At 64.6% G+C, this 14577-nt stretch carries 15 protein-coding genes; 10 read left to right on the forward strand and 5 right to left on the reverse strand.

Features of this window, described 5'->3' with window-relative positions; translation table 11 throughout:
- Positions 1 to 16: 16 nt before the first annotated feature.
- Together ACZ1JY_RS09205 and ACZ1JY_RS09210 are read right to left on the reverse strand one after the other, a co-directional pair.
- Complete coding sequence (locus tag ACZ1JY_RS09205; protein WP_465129084.1) at positions 17 to 2467, reverse strand: DNA translocase FtsK; 2451 nt, start codon at positions 2465 to 2467, stop codon at positions 17 to 19.
- A gap of 95 nt (positions 2468 to 2562) precedes the next feature.
- A complete protein-coding gene (locus ACZ1JY_RS09210) occupies positions 2563 to 3096 on the reverse strand; it encodes a thiamine phosphate synthase (protein ID WP_240344870.1) in 534 nt (177 codons plus the stop codon).
- A gap of 22 nt (positions 3097 to 3118) precedes the next feature.
- Here ACZ1JY_RS09210 and ACZ1JY_RS09215 point away from each other — a divergent pair, with 22 nt between their 5' ends.
- Together ACZ1JY_RS09215 and ACZ1JY_RS09220 are read left to right on the forward strand one after the other, a co-directional pair.
- Positions 3119 to 3784 (forward strand): YggS family pyridoxal phosphate-dependent enzyme, encoded by a 666-nt coding sequence (locus ACZ1JY_RS09215; RefSeq protein ID WP_118072999.1) that lies wholly within the window; start codon positions 3119 to 3121, stop codon positions 3782 to 3784.
- A gap of 121 nt (positions 3785 to 3905) precedes the next feature.
- Positions 3906 to 5201: a GGDEF domain-containing protein gene (locus ACZ1JY_RS09220; RefSeq protein WP_465129085.1), complete on the forward strand. Its 1296-nt coding sequence runs from the start codon at positions 3906 to 3908 to the stop codon at positions 5199 to 5201.
- Positions 5202 to 5239: 38 nt separating this feature from the next.
- On the opposite strand, the gene ACZ1JY_RS09225 is transcribed toward ACZ1JY_RS09220, so the two are convergent.
- Positions 5240 to 7567: a TonB-dependent receptor gene (locus ACZ1JY_RS09225; protein WP_465129086.1), complete on the reverse strand. Its 2328-nt coding sequence runs from the start codon at positions 7565 to 7567 to the stop codon at positions 5240 to 5242.
- Between the two features lie 115 nt (positions 7568 to 7682).
- On the reverse strand, positions 7683 to 9134 hold the full coding sequence (gene pyk / locus ACZ1JY_RS09230) for a pyruvate kinase (RefSeq protein ID WP_205525268.1): 1452 nt from the start codon (positions 9132 to 9134) through the stop codon (positions 7683 to 7685).
- A gap of 65 nt (positions 9135 to 9199) precedes the next feature.
- Here pyk and ACZ1JY_RS09235 point away from each other — a divergent pair, with 65 nt between their 5' ends.
- From ACZ1JY_RS09235 to ACZ1JY_RS09245, 3 genes are all read left to right on the forward strand, one after another.
- Complete coding sequence (locus tag ACZ1JY_RS09235; protein WP_118072995.1) at positions 9200 to 9517, forward strand: DUF1244 domain-containing protein; 318 nt, start codon at positions 9200 to 9202, stop codon at positions 9515 to 9517.
- 96 nt (positions 9518 to 9613) lie between these two features.
- Positions 9614 to 9865 (forward strand): DUF2312 domain-containing protein, encoded by a 252-nt coding sequence (locus ACZ1JY_RS09240; RefSeq protein WP_039333612.1) that lies wholly within the window; start codon positions 9614 to 9616, stop codon positions 9863 to 9865.
- Positions 9866 to 9941: 76 nt separating this feature from the next.
- A complete protein-coding gene (locus ACZ1JY_RS09245; RefSeq protein ID WP_465129087.1) occupies positions 9942 to 10802 on the forward strand; it encodes an SDR family oxidoreductase in 861 nt (286 codons plus the stop codon).
- On the opposite strand, the gene ACZ1JY_RS09250 is transcribed toward ACZ1JY_RS09245, so the two are convergent.
- A complete protein-coding gene (locus tag ACZ1JY_RS09250; RefSeq protein ID WP_465129088.1) occupies positions 10799 to 11488 on the reverse strand; it encodes a CPBP family glutamic-type intramembrane protease in 690 nt (229 codons plus the stop codon). The genes ACZ1JY_RS09245 and ACZ1JY_RS09250 overlap by 4 nt on opposite strands.
- Positions 11489 to 11595: 107 nt before the next feature.
- Between ACZ1JY_RS09250 and ACZ1JY_RS09255 the strand changes: the two genes are divergently transcribed.
- The 5 genes from ACZ1JY_RS09255 to ruvA all read left to right on the forward strand — a co-directional run bounded on the left by ACZ1JY_RS09255 (position 11596) and on the right by ruvA (position 14495).
- Positions 11596 to 12360, forward strand: a complete 765-nt coding sequence (locus ACZ1JY_RS09255) for a YebC/PmpR family DNA-binding transcriptional regulator (RefSeq protein WP_465129089.1) — start codon at positions 11596 to 11598, stop codon at positions 12358 to 12360.
- A gap of 5 nt (positions 12361 to 12365) precedes the next feature.
- The gene (locus tag ACZ1JY_RS09260; protein ID WP_118072992.1) at positions 12366 to 12716 is read left to right on the forward strand and encodes a DUF3147 family protein; all 351 of its coding nucleotides are present in this window, start codon (positions 12366 to 12368) and stop codon (positions 12714 to 12716) included.
- A gap of 1 nt (position 12717) precedes the next feature.
- Positions 12718 to 13194 carry a crossover junction endodeoxyribonuclease RuvC gene (gene ruvC, locus ACZ1JY_RS09265; RefSeq protein WP_118072991.1) on the forward strand — a complete coding sequence of 159 codons (477 nt, stop codon included), beginning with the start codon at positions 12718 to 12720 and terminating at the stop codon, positions 13192 to 13194.
- 36 nt (positions 13195 to 13230) lie between these two features.
- On the forward strand, positions 13231 to 13740 hold the full coding sequence (locus tag ACZ1JY_RS09270; RefSeq protein ID WP_465129090.1) for a nucleoside deaminase: 510 nt from the start codon (positions 13231 to 13233) through the stop codon (positions 13738 to 13740).
- Positions 13741 to 13877: 137 nt separating this feature from the next.
- Complete coding sequence (ruvA, locus tag ACZ1JY_RS09275; protein ID WP_465129091.1) at positions 13878 to 14495, forward strand: Holliday junction branch migration protein RuvA; 618 nt, start codon at positions 13878 to 13880, stop codon at positions 14493 to 14495.
- Positions 14496 to 14577 lie beyond the last annotated feature (82 nt).

The following is a 14577-nucleotide window of genomic DNA, read 5'->3' on the forward strand; positions in this document are numbered from 1 at the left end:
TGTGCATGGGATGCGGTCAGAGGACGTTGCCATCCTTGTCGCGGTAAATCTCGCGCCGGCCGACGTGGTTGGCGGGGCCGACGAGGCCATCGGCCTCCATGCGCTCGATCCACTTCGACGCGGTGTTGTACCCCACGCCCATCTGGCGCTGGATCCAGCTGGCCGAGGCTTTCTGGCTTTCGAACACGAGCTGGCAGACCTGGCGGTACTTGCGGTCTTCGGGGTTGTCCGAGGCGCTGTCGATGTCGTCGAAGCCGAAGCCGCCGTCTTCCGGCTCTTCCGTAACCGAATCAACGTATTCGGGACTGCCCTGACCACGCCAGTGGTCGGCGACCTTCTCCACTTCCTCGTCCGAAACGAACGGGCCGTGGACGCGCTTTATCGGGTCGGTGTTGGGCTTGTAGAGCATGTCGCCCTTGCCCAGCAACTGCTCGGCGCCCTGCTCGCCAAGGATGGTGCGGCTGTCGATGCGGCTGGTCACGGCAAAGCTGATGCGCGTCGGCAGGTTGGCCTTGATCACGCCGGTGATAACGTCGACCGAGGGGCGCTGCGTGGCCATGATCAGGTGGATGCCGGCGGCGCGGCTCTTTTGCGACAGGCGCTGGATCAGGACTTCGATTTCCTTGCCGACCGTGACCATGAGGTCGGCCAGCTCGTCGACGATGACCACGATCTGCGGCAGCACTTCGTAATCGAGCTGCTGTTCCTCGAACAGTTCCTCGCCCGTGTCGGGATCGAAGCCGACCTGGATGCGGCGGCCCAGCGGCTTGCCCTTGGCCAGCGAGGCGCGGACCTTGTCGTTGAATCCCGAGATGTTGCGCACGCCGATCGAGGACATCTGGCGATAGCGCCGCTCCATTTCCTCGACCGCCCACTTGAGCGCGCGGACAGCCTTGGCCGGCTCGGTCACCACGGGTGAGAGCAGGTGCGGGATGTCGTCGTAGGACTTGAGTTCGAGCACCTTGGGATCGACGAGGATCAGGCGGCACTGCGCGGGCGTCAGGCGATAGAGCAGCGAGAGCAGGATGCAGTTGAGGCCGACCGACTTGCCCGAACCGGTGGTACCGGCAACGAGCAGGTGGGGCATCGTCGCAAGGTCGGCCACGATCGGTTCACCGGCAATGTCCTTGCCCAGGATGATCGGCAGCAAGGCCTTGGAACTGGCGAACTTTTCGCAGGCGATCAGTTCGCGGAAAGACACCATGTCGCGGATCGCGTTGGGCAATTCGATGCCCATGACGGTGCGCCCCGGAATGGCCGAGACGCGCGCCGAAATCGCGCTCATGTTGCGGGCGATGTCGTCAGCGAGGCCAATGACGCGGCTGGCCTTGATGCCAGGCGCCGGTTCCAGTTCGTACATCGTGACGACGGGGCCCGTGCGCACGGCGGTGATCTCGCCCTTGACGTTGAAATCGTCGAGCACGTTTTCGAGCAGGCGGGCATTGCGTTCGAGCGCCAGCTTGTCGATCTTCTGCGCCGAGCCTGCGGGGGCTTCGACCAGCAGGTCGATCGAAGGCAGCTCGTACTTGTCGAACAGGTCGCCCTGCCGTGCCTTGGGCGGAGCAGCCGCTGGCGCAGGCGTGCGAGTGGGGTCGCTGATCTCGGTCGGTTTGCGCTGCGACAGCGCTTCCTCGACGTCGATGGCCTCTGCGGCCGCACGCGCTTCCTTCTCACGGCGCTCCTTCTTTGGCGGACGGACAGTGGCTTCGTCCTCTACGTCTCCGAGGTCAACCTGACGCGGCGAACGACGCAGGAACGCCGGCAGGCTGAGCATCCCGGCCCAGTCGAACGCAAAGATCCGGCTGGCGATGGCGAGGCCTCCTGCAAGCGAGGCAAGGCCCAGCGGAACCGAGAACCACAGCGCGGAAACCTGCGGCACCAATCCGGCGAGCCCGTTCACCGCCGCTGCGCCAAGCAGGCCCGAAAGCCCGCCCGGCCCGGCAGGCAGGCGGCTCGACGTGCTGCCACCCCAAAGCGCAAGCGCCGTGCCGATCAGCGCCATGGCAACCAGCAACAGCAACGTAGGGCGCCACCAGCTGGGCGGCGGCGCTGCGTCCCCGTCCTCGTCCTCGTCAAGATCGATGAGATCGCTTTCCGAATCCCACAGGCGCCGCGAAAACACCCACAGGAGTGGAAGCAGCAGGGCGCCCGGCAGACCGAAGAACAGCAGCACGCGCTCCGATGCCCATGCGCCGGCAAGGCCCATCCAGTTCTCGACCGGGCTGCCCGAAGCCGTGCTTCCGGACGGATCGGTCTGCGTATAGCTCAACAGCGCCAGCGCCAGAAACACCATCGCCGCGGCCAGGATGCCGCCACCCAGCAGTTCCAGACTGCGGCGCAGCGAGCGGCGCAGAACGGCGCGCCAATCTGCACCCCGCAGGCCGGCACCGCGCCAATCGGCACCACGTTGGCCTCCTCGCGCGTTCGATCCGCGTGCCTGCGCGGTGGTTGCTGCCCGGCTTGCCATGAACTTGTGCCTATCCCTGCCCTTGCCCGCCCATCATGCGCCCGAAGGGGACTCACCGTCAAGAATCCCGACAGGAATTGCGACGAGTGAAGGGTTTAGGCCAGCCCGTCGATCGCCGCCCAACCATGGACCGGCAGCCGTGCGGCGCGCTGCCGGGTCATCCCGCCCAGCGCGATCACCGGCACTGGCGAATACCTCGCCAGCATCAGGAAGCGAACCGGCCCAAGCACCTTGCCACCCGGATGCGATCGCGTGCGGTAAACCGGCGAAAGCAGAATCGCATCGGCCCTGGCGCGTGCTGCTGCGGCGATTTCCCGGAGCGAATGGGCCGTGACCAGACGCAGGCCGGGGCTCCCCGCAACCTTTCCGGCTGCGCCATAGACGCCATCGACACGCCACATCCTCGGGACGCGGGCGCCGATGACCATGACGCCGCGGCGCGATGCCAGTCGGGCCAGCGTCGTGAAGCGGGCGCGCCGCGCGGCACGGACAAGGTGATAGTGCCTGAACACCAGCGCATCTCCCCGTCCCAGCCGCGCCAGCGCGCGCTCCAGCCCGGCATCGTTGCGAGCATCGCTCAACAGCACGCGTCGCGGCACCTGTTTCGCGATGGTCTGGCGCTTTTGCATCGTGGCGCTATAGCACCGCGCCATGGAACAGGCAGTCCCTTCATCGCCGCTCGAACAGGTCCGTTCGCGCATCGCCACCGCCGCGCGCATCGCCGGGCGCAAGGCCGATGAGGTGACGCTGATCGCAATCTCCAAGACCAAGCCCGCCGAGGCGATCCTCGATCTGATCGCGCAAGGCCAGCGCGTTTTCGGCGAGAACCGCGTCCAGGAATCGCAGGACAAGTGGCCCGCCATCCGCGCGGCCCATCCCGATGTCGAGCTTCACCTTGTCGGCCAGTTGCAGTCCAACAAGGCCGAAGACGCGATTGCCCTGTTCGATTGCATCCATTCGGTCGACCGCCCCAGCCTCGTCACCGCCTTGGGCAAGGCGCAAGACAAGCTTGGCCGCAAGGTGCCCTGCTTCGTCCAGGTCAACATCGGCAACGAGGAGCAGAAGGGCGGCTGCGCAGTGGCCGAATTGCCCGCTCTGCTGACGCAGACCCGCGAAGCCGGTCTGGACGTGATCGGCCTGATGTGCGTGCCGCCTGCCGGGATCGAGGCCGCGCCTTTCTTCGCCCTGCTCGACAAGCTGGCCGACGACAATGGCCTGAACCGCCTGTCGATGGGCATGAGCGATGATTTTGAAACGGCAGTGCAGCTGGGCGCGACCCACATCCGCATCGGCTCGGCGCTGTTCGGAGCGCGCTGAACCGGGCGACACGATGGTAAACCGCAAGTAGCGGTTGCAGCCGTTGACTTACGGCCCGCGGGTTAAACGCGTTCTTACCCCACTGCCCGGCATATCCCGATAATGGGAGGTTGCCTGACCTGTGGCAGATCGCGAAACATCGGATAAACGCCAGCTGACCGACGACGGGAAAGCGCTGGAGAAAGTGCATGTTGCGACTCTCGTCGCTCATGCGCTGGTGCTGTGCACGGTCGTCTTGCCGATGGTCGTTGCCGACAAATACCACGACCTTCTCGCCATAGCGGCAGCCTGCTGCATGGTCGCACTCTTTGCGTTGCAGATCGTCCTGAAGCGTGCCGCCGAATCGGTGCGCAATCGAAACCTCGCAAACTTCCTCGTCACCCGCGATTCGCGTGAACAGATCCAGGAACTGTTCGCAATGACCGACATGCTGCAGGCGGCAGAAACCTATGAGGACGCGGGCGCAGTCCTGATGGCAACGGCACGCCGGTTGCTGCCCGGTTATGGCGCGGCCTTGTTCGTGTTCAACAACTCGCGCGATCGCCTGGATCTGGCGCGGGCCTGGGACATGCCCGAGGGCTACCGGGTGCCCGAAATGCTCTCCCCTTCCAACTGCTGGGCATTGAAACGCGGCAAGCCGCATATCAATTCGCCAGCGGTGGGAACCCTGTGCTGTGCGCACCACCCTTCCGAGATCGCCACAGTGGAAATGCCGATGATGGCATGCGGACAATTGCACGGCCTGCTGATCATCGCCCATCCGGATACGCAGGACGCTTACGAGGACATTCTCGAAATCCGGCGCCTTGGCCGTGCCTTGGCCGATTCCATGTCGCTGGCCCTGTCCAACATTGCCCTGCGCGAGAAACTGCGCACCCAGTCGCTGCGCGATCCGCTCACCGGGCTTTATAATCGTCGTTACATGGAAGACGCGCTGGAGCGCTTCGTGTCGCTCGGTTCGCGCACCGGGGCAAGCACCACCGTAGTCATGCTGGATCTCGACAACTTCAAGAAGCTCAACGACGAACACGGTCACGCCAAGGGCGATGCCGTCTTGCGCGATGTCGCGGCGCAAATCGTGGGTTGCCTCAGGCCGACCGATGTCGTTTGCCGTTATGGCGGTGAGGAACTCGTCGCGATCCTGCCCGACTGCTCGCTGGAAGACGCGATGGACAAGGCCGAAATCCTGCGCCAGCGCATCGAATCGCTGAGCGCCAGCCACGAATGCGCGATCTCGGCCTCGCTCGGCATCGCGACCATTCCGGAAACGGCAACGTCGGCAACCGACATCGTGCCGATTGCCGACGCTGCGCTCTATGCTGCCAAGAAGGCCGGCAAGAACTGCGTGATCTCTGCCGAAAAGCGCGCCGGCCGCGAAGCGCCAAGGCTGGCCACGATCAAGTCACGCCAGAACTGAACGCTGCGCGAGCCGCAGCCCGCGCAGCGCCGTTACCCTCAGAAGTCGGCGTTCAGTTCCACGCCCAGCACGCGGCCGCGCACCAGCGGCGAGAACGTCCCGGCCTTGGGATTGTCGGCAAACGGCCGGTCGACGCCGGTCGAAAGCGGGCCACCGAACACCGGGATCTGCGCGGCGGTGCCCAGCTGGGTATCACCACCATGCTGGACCTGATCGAGCAGGTTGCGGCCATAGACCGTGAAGGTCAGCCCACCGGTCTTGTAGCTGATCGAGGCGTCGAGGTTGTCGGACGACGTGATCCAGCCAAAGTTGTTGTCGGTATAGGCAAACCGGTCGCGATGCTGGAAGTTGGCGCGGGCGACGATGGCATTGCCCTCGCCCACCGGGAAATCACCCAGCACGCCAAAGCCATAGGTCCACTTCGGCGTGCGCGGCAGGTCGAGCGCCTTGTCGGCGTCGTTGACCACGCCGTCGCTCGAAATGTCGAACAGCACCTTGGTGTACTTGGCGTCGATGTAGCCGAAGTTCGCGGTGAGCAGGAAGTTCTTGCCCAAGGCGAAGCGACCTTCGCCTTCGATGCCGGTGATGCGGGCGTCGGCGGTGTTGAAGATCGACTGGGCAACACCGGCCGCAGACCCTTCGTTGACCTCGCGCTGCATGTTGCCAACTTCGGTGCGGAATGCCGCCAGGTTGAGCGTCAGCTTGCGGTCAGGCGTCTGGAACTTGGTGCCCAGTTCGAAGCTGTCGACCTGCTCTTCGTCAAACGACAGGCCGCGCGTTGCAGCGACGGCTTCGAACGCGCGGGCATTGGTGATGCGGAAGTTGTAGCCGCCCGAACGGAAACCGCGGGTCCAGTTGCCATAGAGCTGCGCATCGTTGTTGAAGCGGTACTGGAAGCCGAGCTTCGGGCTCCAGTTTTCCCAGGTGCGCTTGTCTGTGAAACCGTTGTTCTCATTCGGGATCAATGAATTACGGCCCGATGTCGGGCACGTACCAGCCACGACCGAACAGTTGGTGCGGGGCCGGATATAAGTGACGGCCACGTCCTTGGTTTCCTTGGACCAGCGGATACCGGCGGTCAGCGTCAGCTGATCGGTCACGTCGAAGTCACCCGAGGCGAACAGGCCGAGCACGTCATGGTCCTGGCGACCGCCGCCGATCTGGGTCAGCGGGCTGATGAACGAGGGGAAGAAGCGCAGTTCGTCGTAGCGCAGGTCCTGCGTGAACCAGAAGCCGCCGGCCGTGAAGTCGAGCGCACCGAAGCGGTTGTTGTAGCGGATTTCGTCCGAGTACTGGCGCTGCTTGAACAGGGTGTTCGAGTGGAAGACGAACACCGGCTTGGCGTCGATGTCGCCGCCAGTCGAGGCGTCATAGTCGCGGAAGCCGAAGATGTTGGTGATCTTGCCGTCGCCGACGTCGATCTCGGTCTTGTGCGTCGCGAACCAGGTGCGGTTCTTGTAGAAGCCGGGATTGTCGATCGCAAAGTCGAACGTGTCGCGCTTGTACAGGCCATGGTTCTGGCCGGCCGGACCATCGCCCTCGCTGTTGAAGTATTCGACCTTGGCCACCATGCGGATGGCCTCCGACGGCAGGAATTCCAGCGCACCGCGCACGATCTGAGTCTGCGCCTTGCCGAAGTCGCTACCGTCGAACAGGTTCTTGAAATAGCCTTCGTCGTTGTTGACGTAACCGCCGATCTTGAAGTTCAGCACGTCCTTGATCAGCGGGCCGGAGACCACGGCCTGCGCTGCAAAGTTGCCCGAGCCACGCCCGGAATCGACCGGTCCTTCGTAGAACACGCGGAAGTTGGCGCGCAGATCCGGGGTCGGATCGCCGGTGTTGATCAGCACCGCGCCGCCGGTCGTGTTGCGACCATAGAGGATGCCCTGCGGTCCGCGCGCCACTTCGACCGAGCCGAGATCGAAAACGTCGAACACCAGGCCGTTGTTCACGCCGATGTAGACGCCATCGACGAAGACGCCGACGGTCGGGTCGATCGAGGGGATCGAGCTGTTCACGCCAAGCCCGCGGATCGAGAAGTTGGCGGTTCCGCGCGAGGTGCCGACCTGGTCGAGCGAGACGTTGGGCGCGCTGTAGGTCAGCGTCTGGATATCGCGCACCTGCAGCGCCTGCAGGCTTTGCGCGTTGAAAGCGGTGATCGCAACCGGCACGTCCTGGACGTTTTCGACGTCCTTCTTCTTCGTGGCCGTCACGATGATGTCGGCGTTGAGCACGTCGATCGCCGACTGCTCCTGATCCTGCGCAGTCTCTTGCGCCTGGGCGACACCCGCGCCCGTGGCGACGAGAGCAATCGCGCTCAAGCCGCCGGAAAATGCACGTACGACCCTGTTCCTTGTCTTCAGCATTCGCAGCTCCCGTTATATTTTGTGGAGCCGAAAATGCCCGCTGCGCGCCAGCGTTCAACCTGTTTTCAAGTGAGCAATTAAATCTTACACGCAGCGTTGCAGATTTACATCATTGTCAGCTGTGCTGATCCAGTTCGTTGCCGGTCAGCGTGACGACGTGCAGCAGGTTCGTGGCGCCCGGAGTGCCGAAGGGAACACCCGCCAGGGCTACCAGCCGCGATCCGGCCGTGCCGAAGCCATGACGCAGCGCCATGCGCTTGCCCTTGGCGATCATTTCTTCGAAGCTGCCGATGTCCTTTGTGCTGACGGCATGTGCGCCCCACAGCAGGCCGACCTTGCGCGCGGTCTTCTGCGACGGCGTGAGCACCAGCATGGGCACGCCGGGCCGTTCGCGCGCCACGCGGCGGGCGGTCGACCCCGACCCGGTGAAAACGATCACCCCGGCGATCGGCAGGGTGTTGGCGATGCTCGCCGCAGCCTGCGCCAGCGCGTCCGCGGTGGTCGGATCGGGCAGGGTCTCGATGAAGTGGACGCGCGCGCCATAGCCTGGATCGGCTTCGACCTGCGCGGCGATGCGGTGCATGATCGTCACCGCCTCTTCCGGCCAGGCCCCTGCGGCGGTTTCGGCCGAGAGCATGACCGCGTCGGCGCCGTCGTAGACCGCGTTGGCGACGTCGGACACTTCGGCGCGGGTCGGCGTCGGCGCCTCGATCATCGATTCCAGCATCTGCGTGGCGACGACCACCGGCTTGCCCTGGCGGCGTGCGCTTTCGACGATGCGCTTCTGCAGCGGCGGCACTTCCTCGGGGTTCAGTTCGACGCCGAGGTCACCGCGCGCGACCATGATGCCATCGGAAAGCTCGATGATCTCCTCCAGCCGCGATATGGCGGCGGGCTTCTCGATCTTGGCCATCAGCGAACCGTAGCCCCCCATCAGGCGGCGCGCTTCGGCGACGTCCTCGGGCCGCTGCACGAACGACAGGGCGATCCAGTCCGCGCCATGCTCCACCGCGAATGAAAGGTCACGGCGATCCTTGTCGGTCAGTGCCGGGACCGGCACCACCGCATCCGGCACGTTGACGCCCTTGCGATCGGAGATGACCCCACCAACCTCGGCAGAGCAGAGAATCTCGTTCTGATCGGCCCGGATCACGCGCAGGCGCAGCTTGCCGTCATCGATCAGCAGGCGCTGGCCCTTCTGCAGGATGCCGAAGAGTTCAGGGTGCGGCAGCTGCACGCGGGTTTCGTCGCCCGGCTCGGGATTGCGGTCGAGCGTGAAGTGTCCGGAGTGGCGGATCACCGCGCGGCCTTCCTTGAACTTGCCCACGCGCAGCTTCGGCCCCTGCAGGTCGCAAAGGATCGTGATCGGGCGGTTCACCTTCTTCTCGAGCGCGCGGATATTGGCGATCGTCTCGGCATGGGTGGCGTGTTCGCCATGGCTCATGTTCACACGAAACGCATCGGCCCCAGCGCGGAAGAGCTTCTCCAGCATCTCCGGCTCGCGGCTGGCGGGACCTACCGTGGCGAGGATCTTCACTTTCCGTCCGCGAGGATCGAGCTTGGCCACGGCTTTGGTACTCCTTATGAATCTTCCGCGATGCGCTATGGCCCATGCCATTTCAAAACCCAAGGATGTTTACAGTGGATACGAATGCAATCGATGCCCTGCCCGATTCCGTAGCGGCCGCCGCCTTCCGCCGCCTGGTCAAGCACCTCCAGCATCGCCACGACGCCCAGAACATCGACCTGATGGGTCTTTCGGGCTTCTGCCGCAATTGCCTTGCCGACTGGATCATCGAAGGCGGTTTCGAAGGCGACAAGGCCGCCGCGCGCGAAGTGATTCACGGCCTGCCCGCTACAGAGTGGAAAGCCCGCTATCAGACCGAAGCGACGCCGGAGCAGCTCGCCCGGATGGAAGAAAGCCTGAAGAAGAACGCCGGATCTCACTAATCCCCGGACTATCCACAGGCCCGGTTTTGCCCGAATCCGGTGGCGCGTCTATCAGCCCCGCCACCTGATTCACCCGCATACCCGGAGACTTTCCCGATGGTCGAATTCGACGACGCCAAGACCGCAGACGATCGTCTGCGCCTCCTGATCGAGCGCATCGAGCGCCTGGAAGAGGAAAAGAAGGGCATCGGCGACGACATCAAGGATGTCTACAACGAAGCCAAGGCGACCGGCTACGACGCCAAGATCATGCGCCAGATCGTCCGCCTGCGGAAAATGAAGCCCGACGACCGCCGCGAGATGGAAGCCGTGCTCGAAACCTACAAGAACGCCCTCGGCATCGACTGATCGCGTTTCCCGGGCAGGGGCGGAACCACCACCCTGCCCGGCCATTGGCATCCTGTAGTTTCAGCAGGATAGCCCAATGACCCAGACCGCCACCGTCCGCCCGCCGATCCACGAGGACGGTCTTCCCGGCAGCGAGGCGAACCTCGATCCCAAGCCCGAATGGCAGCCGCGCTATCCCGGCTCAGGGCGGCTCAAGGGCAAGGTGGCAATCGTCACCGGGGCCGACAGCGGCATCGGCCGCGCCGTCGCAGTCTTGTTCGCGCGCGAAGGCGCAAAAGTCGCCATCGCCTATCTCAACGAAAGCGAGGACGCTGCCCGCACCCGCCAACTGTGCGAGGCCGAAGGCAGCGAAGCGCTGACCTTTGCCGGCGACCTCGGCGATCCGGAAGTGGCCCACGCCCTCGTCGATCTCGTCATCGGCGATTGGGGCCGCCTTGACGTCCTTATCAACAATGCGGGCGAACAGCACCCTGACAAGGACATCCGCGACATCACCGCCGATCAGCTGCAGCGCACCTTCCAGACCAACATCTTCTCGATGTTCTACCTCGTTCAGGCTGCGCGCGAGCACCTCAAGCCCGGCGCCGCAATCGTCAACTGCACTTCGATCACCAGCTACAAGGGCGAACCCGAACTGCTCGACTATTCGAGCACCAAGGGCGCCATCACCGCCTTCACCCGCGCCCTGTCCGAACAGCTCGTCGGCCACGGTATCCGCGTCAACGCCGTAGCGCCCGGTCCGATCTGGACGCCGCTCAATCCATGCGGCGGGGCCACCGAGGAAAAGCTCGAGCACTTCGGCGAAAACACACCGATGGGGCGCCCCGGCCAGCCCAACGAAGTCGCCCCGAGCTTCCTGTTCCTCGCCTGCGAGGATTCATCCTACATGTCGGGCCAGGTCCTGCACCCCAATGGCGGGACAGTCGTTAACGGCTAACCCCAGTTCAGCGCCACGGCCAGCACGATCGCGTTCGAGGCGATGTGGTTGAGGATCGAAGCCAGCAGACCCAGCCTCACCCGCATGTGCGCGAACATCAGGCCTGACCAGAACTGCGGCAGCACCATCGGTACGGCAGCCAGCGTAACGCTCGCGTAGTTCGCCAGATGCATCGCGGCGAACAGCGCGGTGGTGCCGTAGACCAGCAGGGCGAAGTGCCGGGAGAACCACGCGGGAACCGATCTGTCGCGTCGCTTGCGCCACCAGACAACACCGGCTGCAACAATCGTGACCAGCAGGATCCCGCCACCTGCCAGCGGCTTGCCCCGGCCGAATGCGATGAACAGCGTCAGCCCGACCAGCACCACGCCCATCAGCGCCAGCGCCCGCCGCGTTCCGCTCATCCAGCCGCGAAAGAACAGCTCTTCCAGCACCGGCGCCAGCAGTACCGCTCCGCCCCACAGCGCCAGCGGCCCCAGTCCCTCGAAGGCATTGGGCGGGGATAGAGCAAAGGCCTTCTGCCACAGCGCAATCAGCGGCATCACCACCAGCCCCAGCACGCCGATCTGGAACGCCGCCAGCACCACCCAGCGCGACAGCGCGCCATCGTCATTCAGGCCGGACGCCTCCATCGGCACAGGGCGGCGCAGGAAGGCGATGAGTTCGGCAAGCGTGGTGCGGATCATCGCTGCCTCATGCCTGCAATTGCGCCAATGCGCCACACCGATTGCCGGAAGGCGCTGCGTGGGCTAGGGGCGGTGCAGATTCCAAAACCTCGCAAGAAGCACGGACCATGGCAGGCCATTCCAAATTCAAGAACATCATGCACCGCAAGGGCGCGCAGGACAAAAAGCGCTCGGCGATGTTTTCCAAGCTCAGCCGCGAAATCACCGTGGCCGCCAAGATGGGCATGCCCGATCCGGACATGAACCCGCGCCTGCGCGCTGCGGTAAACGCGGCCAAGGCCCAGTCGATGCCCAAGGACAACATCGCCCGCGCCATCGACAAGGCATCGAAGGGCGAAGGCGATAACTACGAGGAAGTGCGCTACGAAGGCTACGGCCCCGGCGGCGTCGCCATCATCGTCGAAGCGCTGACCGACAATCGCAACCGCACCGCCACCAATATCCGCACTGCCTTCTCCAAGAACGGCGGAAACCTTGGCGCATCGGGCGCGGTCAGCCACGGCTTCGAACGCCTCGGCCTGATCGAATACCCTGGCAAGGTGGGTGACGAGGAAAAGGTCCTCGAAGCCGCGATCGAAGCCGGTGCCGAGGATGTCGAGAGCGATCTCGGCGATGGTGACGAGAACCCCGGCAGCCACCAGATCTGGGTCGCGGTCGAATCGCTGCACGAAGTTGCCCGCGAACTCGAAAAGACCCTGGGCGAGGCCGAAGGCGTCAAGCTGGCATGGAAGCCGAGCATGAAGACCTCGGTCGATGCCGACAACGCCGCCACCCTGCTCAAGCTGATCGACGTGCTCGAGGACGATGACGACGTCCAGACCGTCTGGGGCAATTACGACATCCCCGACGACGTCATGGAAACGCTGGGCTGATCGGCATGTGGCAACTGGCCGCGAAGGCGCTGCTCTCGGGCGTGCTGATCGCGGCCATTGCGGAAATCGGCAAGCGCCTGCCCACCTTGGGCGCGTTGGTCGCCTCGCTGCCGCTGGTCTCGGTGCTTGGCATGGTGTTCCTGTGGAACGCCCGGCCAGATGCGGAGAACATGGCGATCCACGCCGAGGCCACCTTCTGGTACGTCCTGCCGTCGCTGCCCATGTTCCTCGTCATCCCGGCGCTGCTGCGCCATGGGGTGTCGTTCTGGATCGCACTGGCCGCCGGCTGCCTGCTCACGGTCCTGCTCTATCTCGCCATGATGCAACTGGCCCCGCGCTTCGGACTGAAACTGTAACATGATCATATTGGGCATCGACCCCGGCCTCACCGTCACCGGCTGGGGCGTCGTCGCCAAGTCGGGCAGCCGGTTGAGCCACGTCGCCAACGGCCAGATTCGCACCGACAACAAGGCAACCATGGCCGAGCGGCTGGTCGAGCTCGATTCCGCGCTCGCCGCCGTGATCGACATCTACAAGCCCGACAGCGGCGCGGTCGAAGAGGTCTTCGTCAACGTCAACCCGCAGTCCACGCTCAAGCTGGGTCAGGCGCGCGGCGTTGCCATGGTCGCCGTTGCGCGCGCGGGGATCCCGGTGGCCGAATATCCCACCAAGGTCATCAAGAAGGCGCTGGTCGGCACCGGCGGCGCGGAAAAGCAGCAGATCCAGCACATGCTCAAGATCCTCCTGCCCGGCGTGCAGCTTGCCGGCGAGGACGCTTCCGACGCGCTGGCGGTGGCGATCACGCATGCCAACATGCTGGGCAGCCACCGCTAGGGCGGAACGACTGCGCACATCCGGCGTATGGATCGGATGGACGCACTGAATGACAGGCCGAGCGACGAAGACTGGATGGCCCGCGCAAGGGACCTTGCCATCTCCCGCAAGGGCACCGATCCCGCCAACACCCCCATCGCCGCTATCATCGTGCGCGACGGGCAGCTCCTTTCCCACGGCGTGAACCGCACCGCCGAACACTGCGACGCCACCGCCCACGCCGAAGTCATGGCCATCCGCGCGGCGGGCAAGTCCTCCGGCGAAATGCGCTTTCCCGGCGCCACGCTCTATTCCACGCTCCAGCCCTGCGGCATGTGCACCATGGCCTCGATCTGGGCGGGCATCTCGCGCATCGTCTATGGTGCGGGCCGCGACGACGTCCACGAGATGTACTTTGAAGACCGCCACCTCTCGACGCTCGATTTCGTGGCGGACGCCTACAAGGACGACCTGACGCTGACCGGCGGCGTGATGGCGCACGAATGCGCCGAACTCTACTACCGCCCGTGGGACAATGTACCCGAGGACCAGCAAGCCAACGATTGACGTCTCCCCTCCCGCAGGCGGGAGGGGCCGGGGGTGGGCAAGCAGCGCAAGTTCTCGCAACCAGCCGCCCCCACTCCACACATTCGGCGCGCTTAGCCTCTGGCCACGGCAAAAAGTTCCTGCCATAGGAACAAACCATGATCGCCAAGCTCACCGGTATTCTTGACGACACCGGGCCCGACTGGGCCGTGATCGACGTGAACGGCGTCGGCTATCTCGTCCATTGTTCCGCCAAGACGCTCACCCATCTCGGCATCCGGGGCGACATGGTCGTCATCCACACCGAGATGCAGGTGAGCGAGACAGACCAGCGCCTGATCGGCTTCACCAGCGCCGGAGAACGCGCCTGGTTCCGCCTGCTCACGGCGGTTCAGGGCGTCGGCAGCAAAGTCGCCCTTGCGATTTTATCGGCCCTCGCAGTCGAGGAACTCCAACGCGCCTGCGCCCAGGGCGACGCCGCCATGGTCGCCCGCGCCAACGGCGTCGGCCCCAAACTCGCCAGCCGCATCGTCAACGAGCTGAAGGACAAGGCCGGCGGCCTCGCAGGCTTCACCTCGCCCGTCGGCATGGGCAGCGGCGAAGCGTTTACCCCACCCCCCGGCAACGCTAGCGCCGACGCCGTCTCGGCCCTCCAGAACCTCGGCTTCAAGCCCGCCGTGGCAAGCAGCGCGGTGACTGCGGCGGTCAAGGAACTGGGCGAGGATGCCGGGCTCAACGATCTGGTCCGCGTGGCGCTGAAAAGGGCGGCGGGGTGAAGCGCGTGTTGCTACTTGGCTTGCTTTTGGGTGGCCTGTCACTCGTTTGGCACTTTGGGTCCGCTGAAGTTGCTATCGACAG

The sequence above is a fragment of the Novosphingobium sp. BL-A-41-Hi4B-X5A genome (assembly GCF_055521705.1).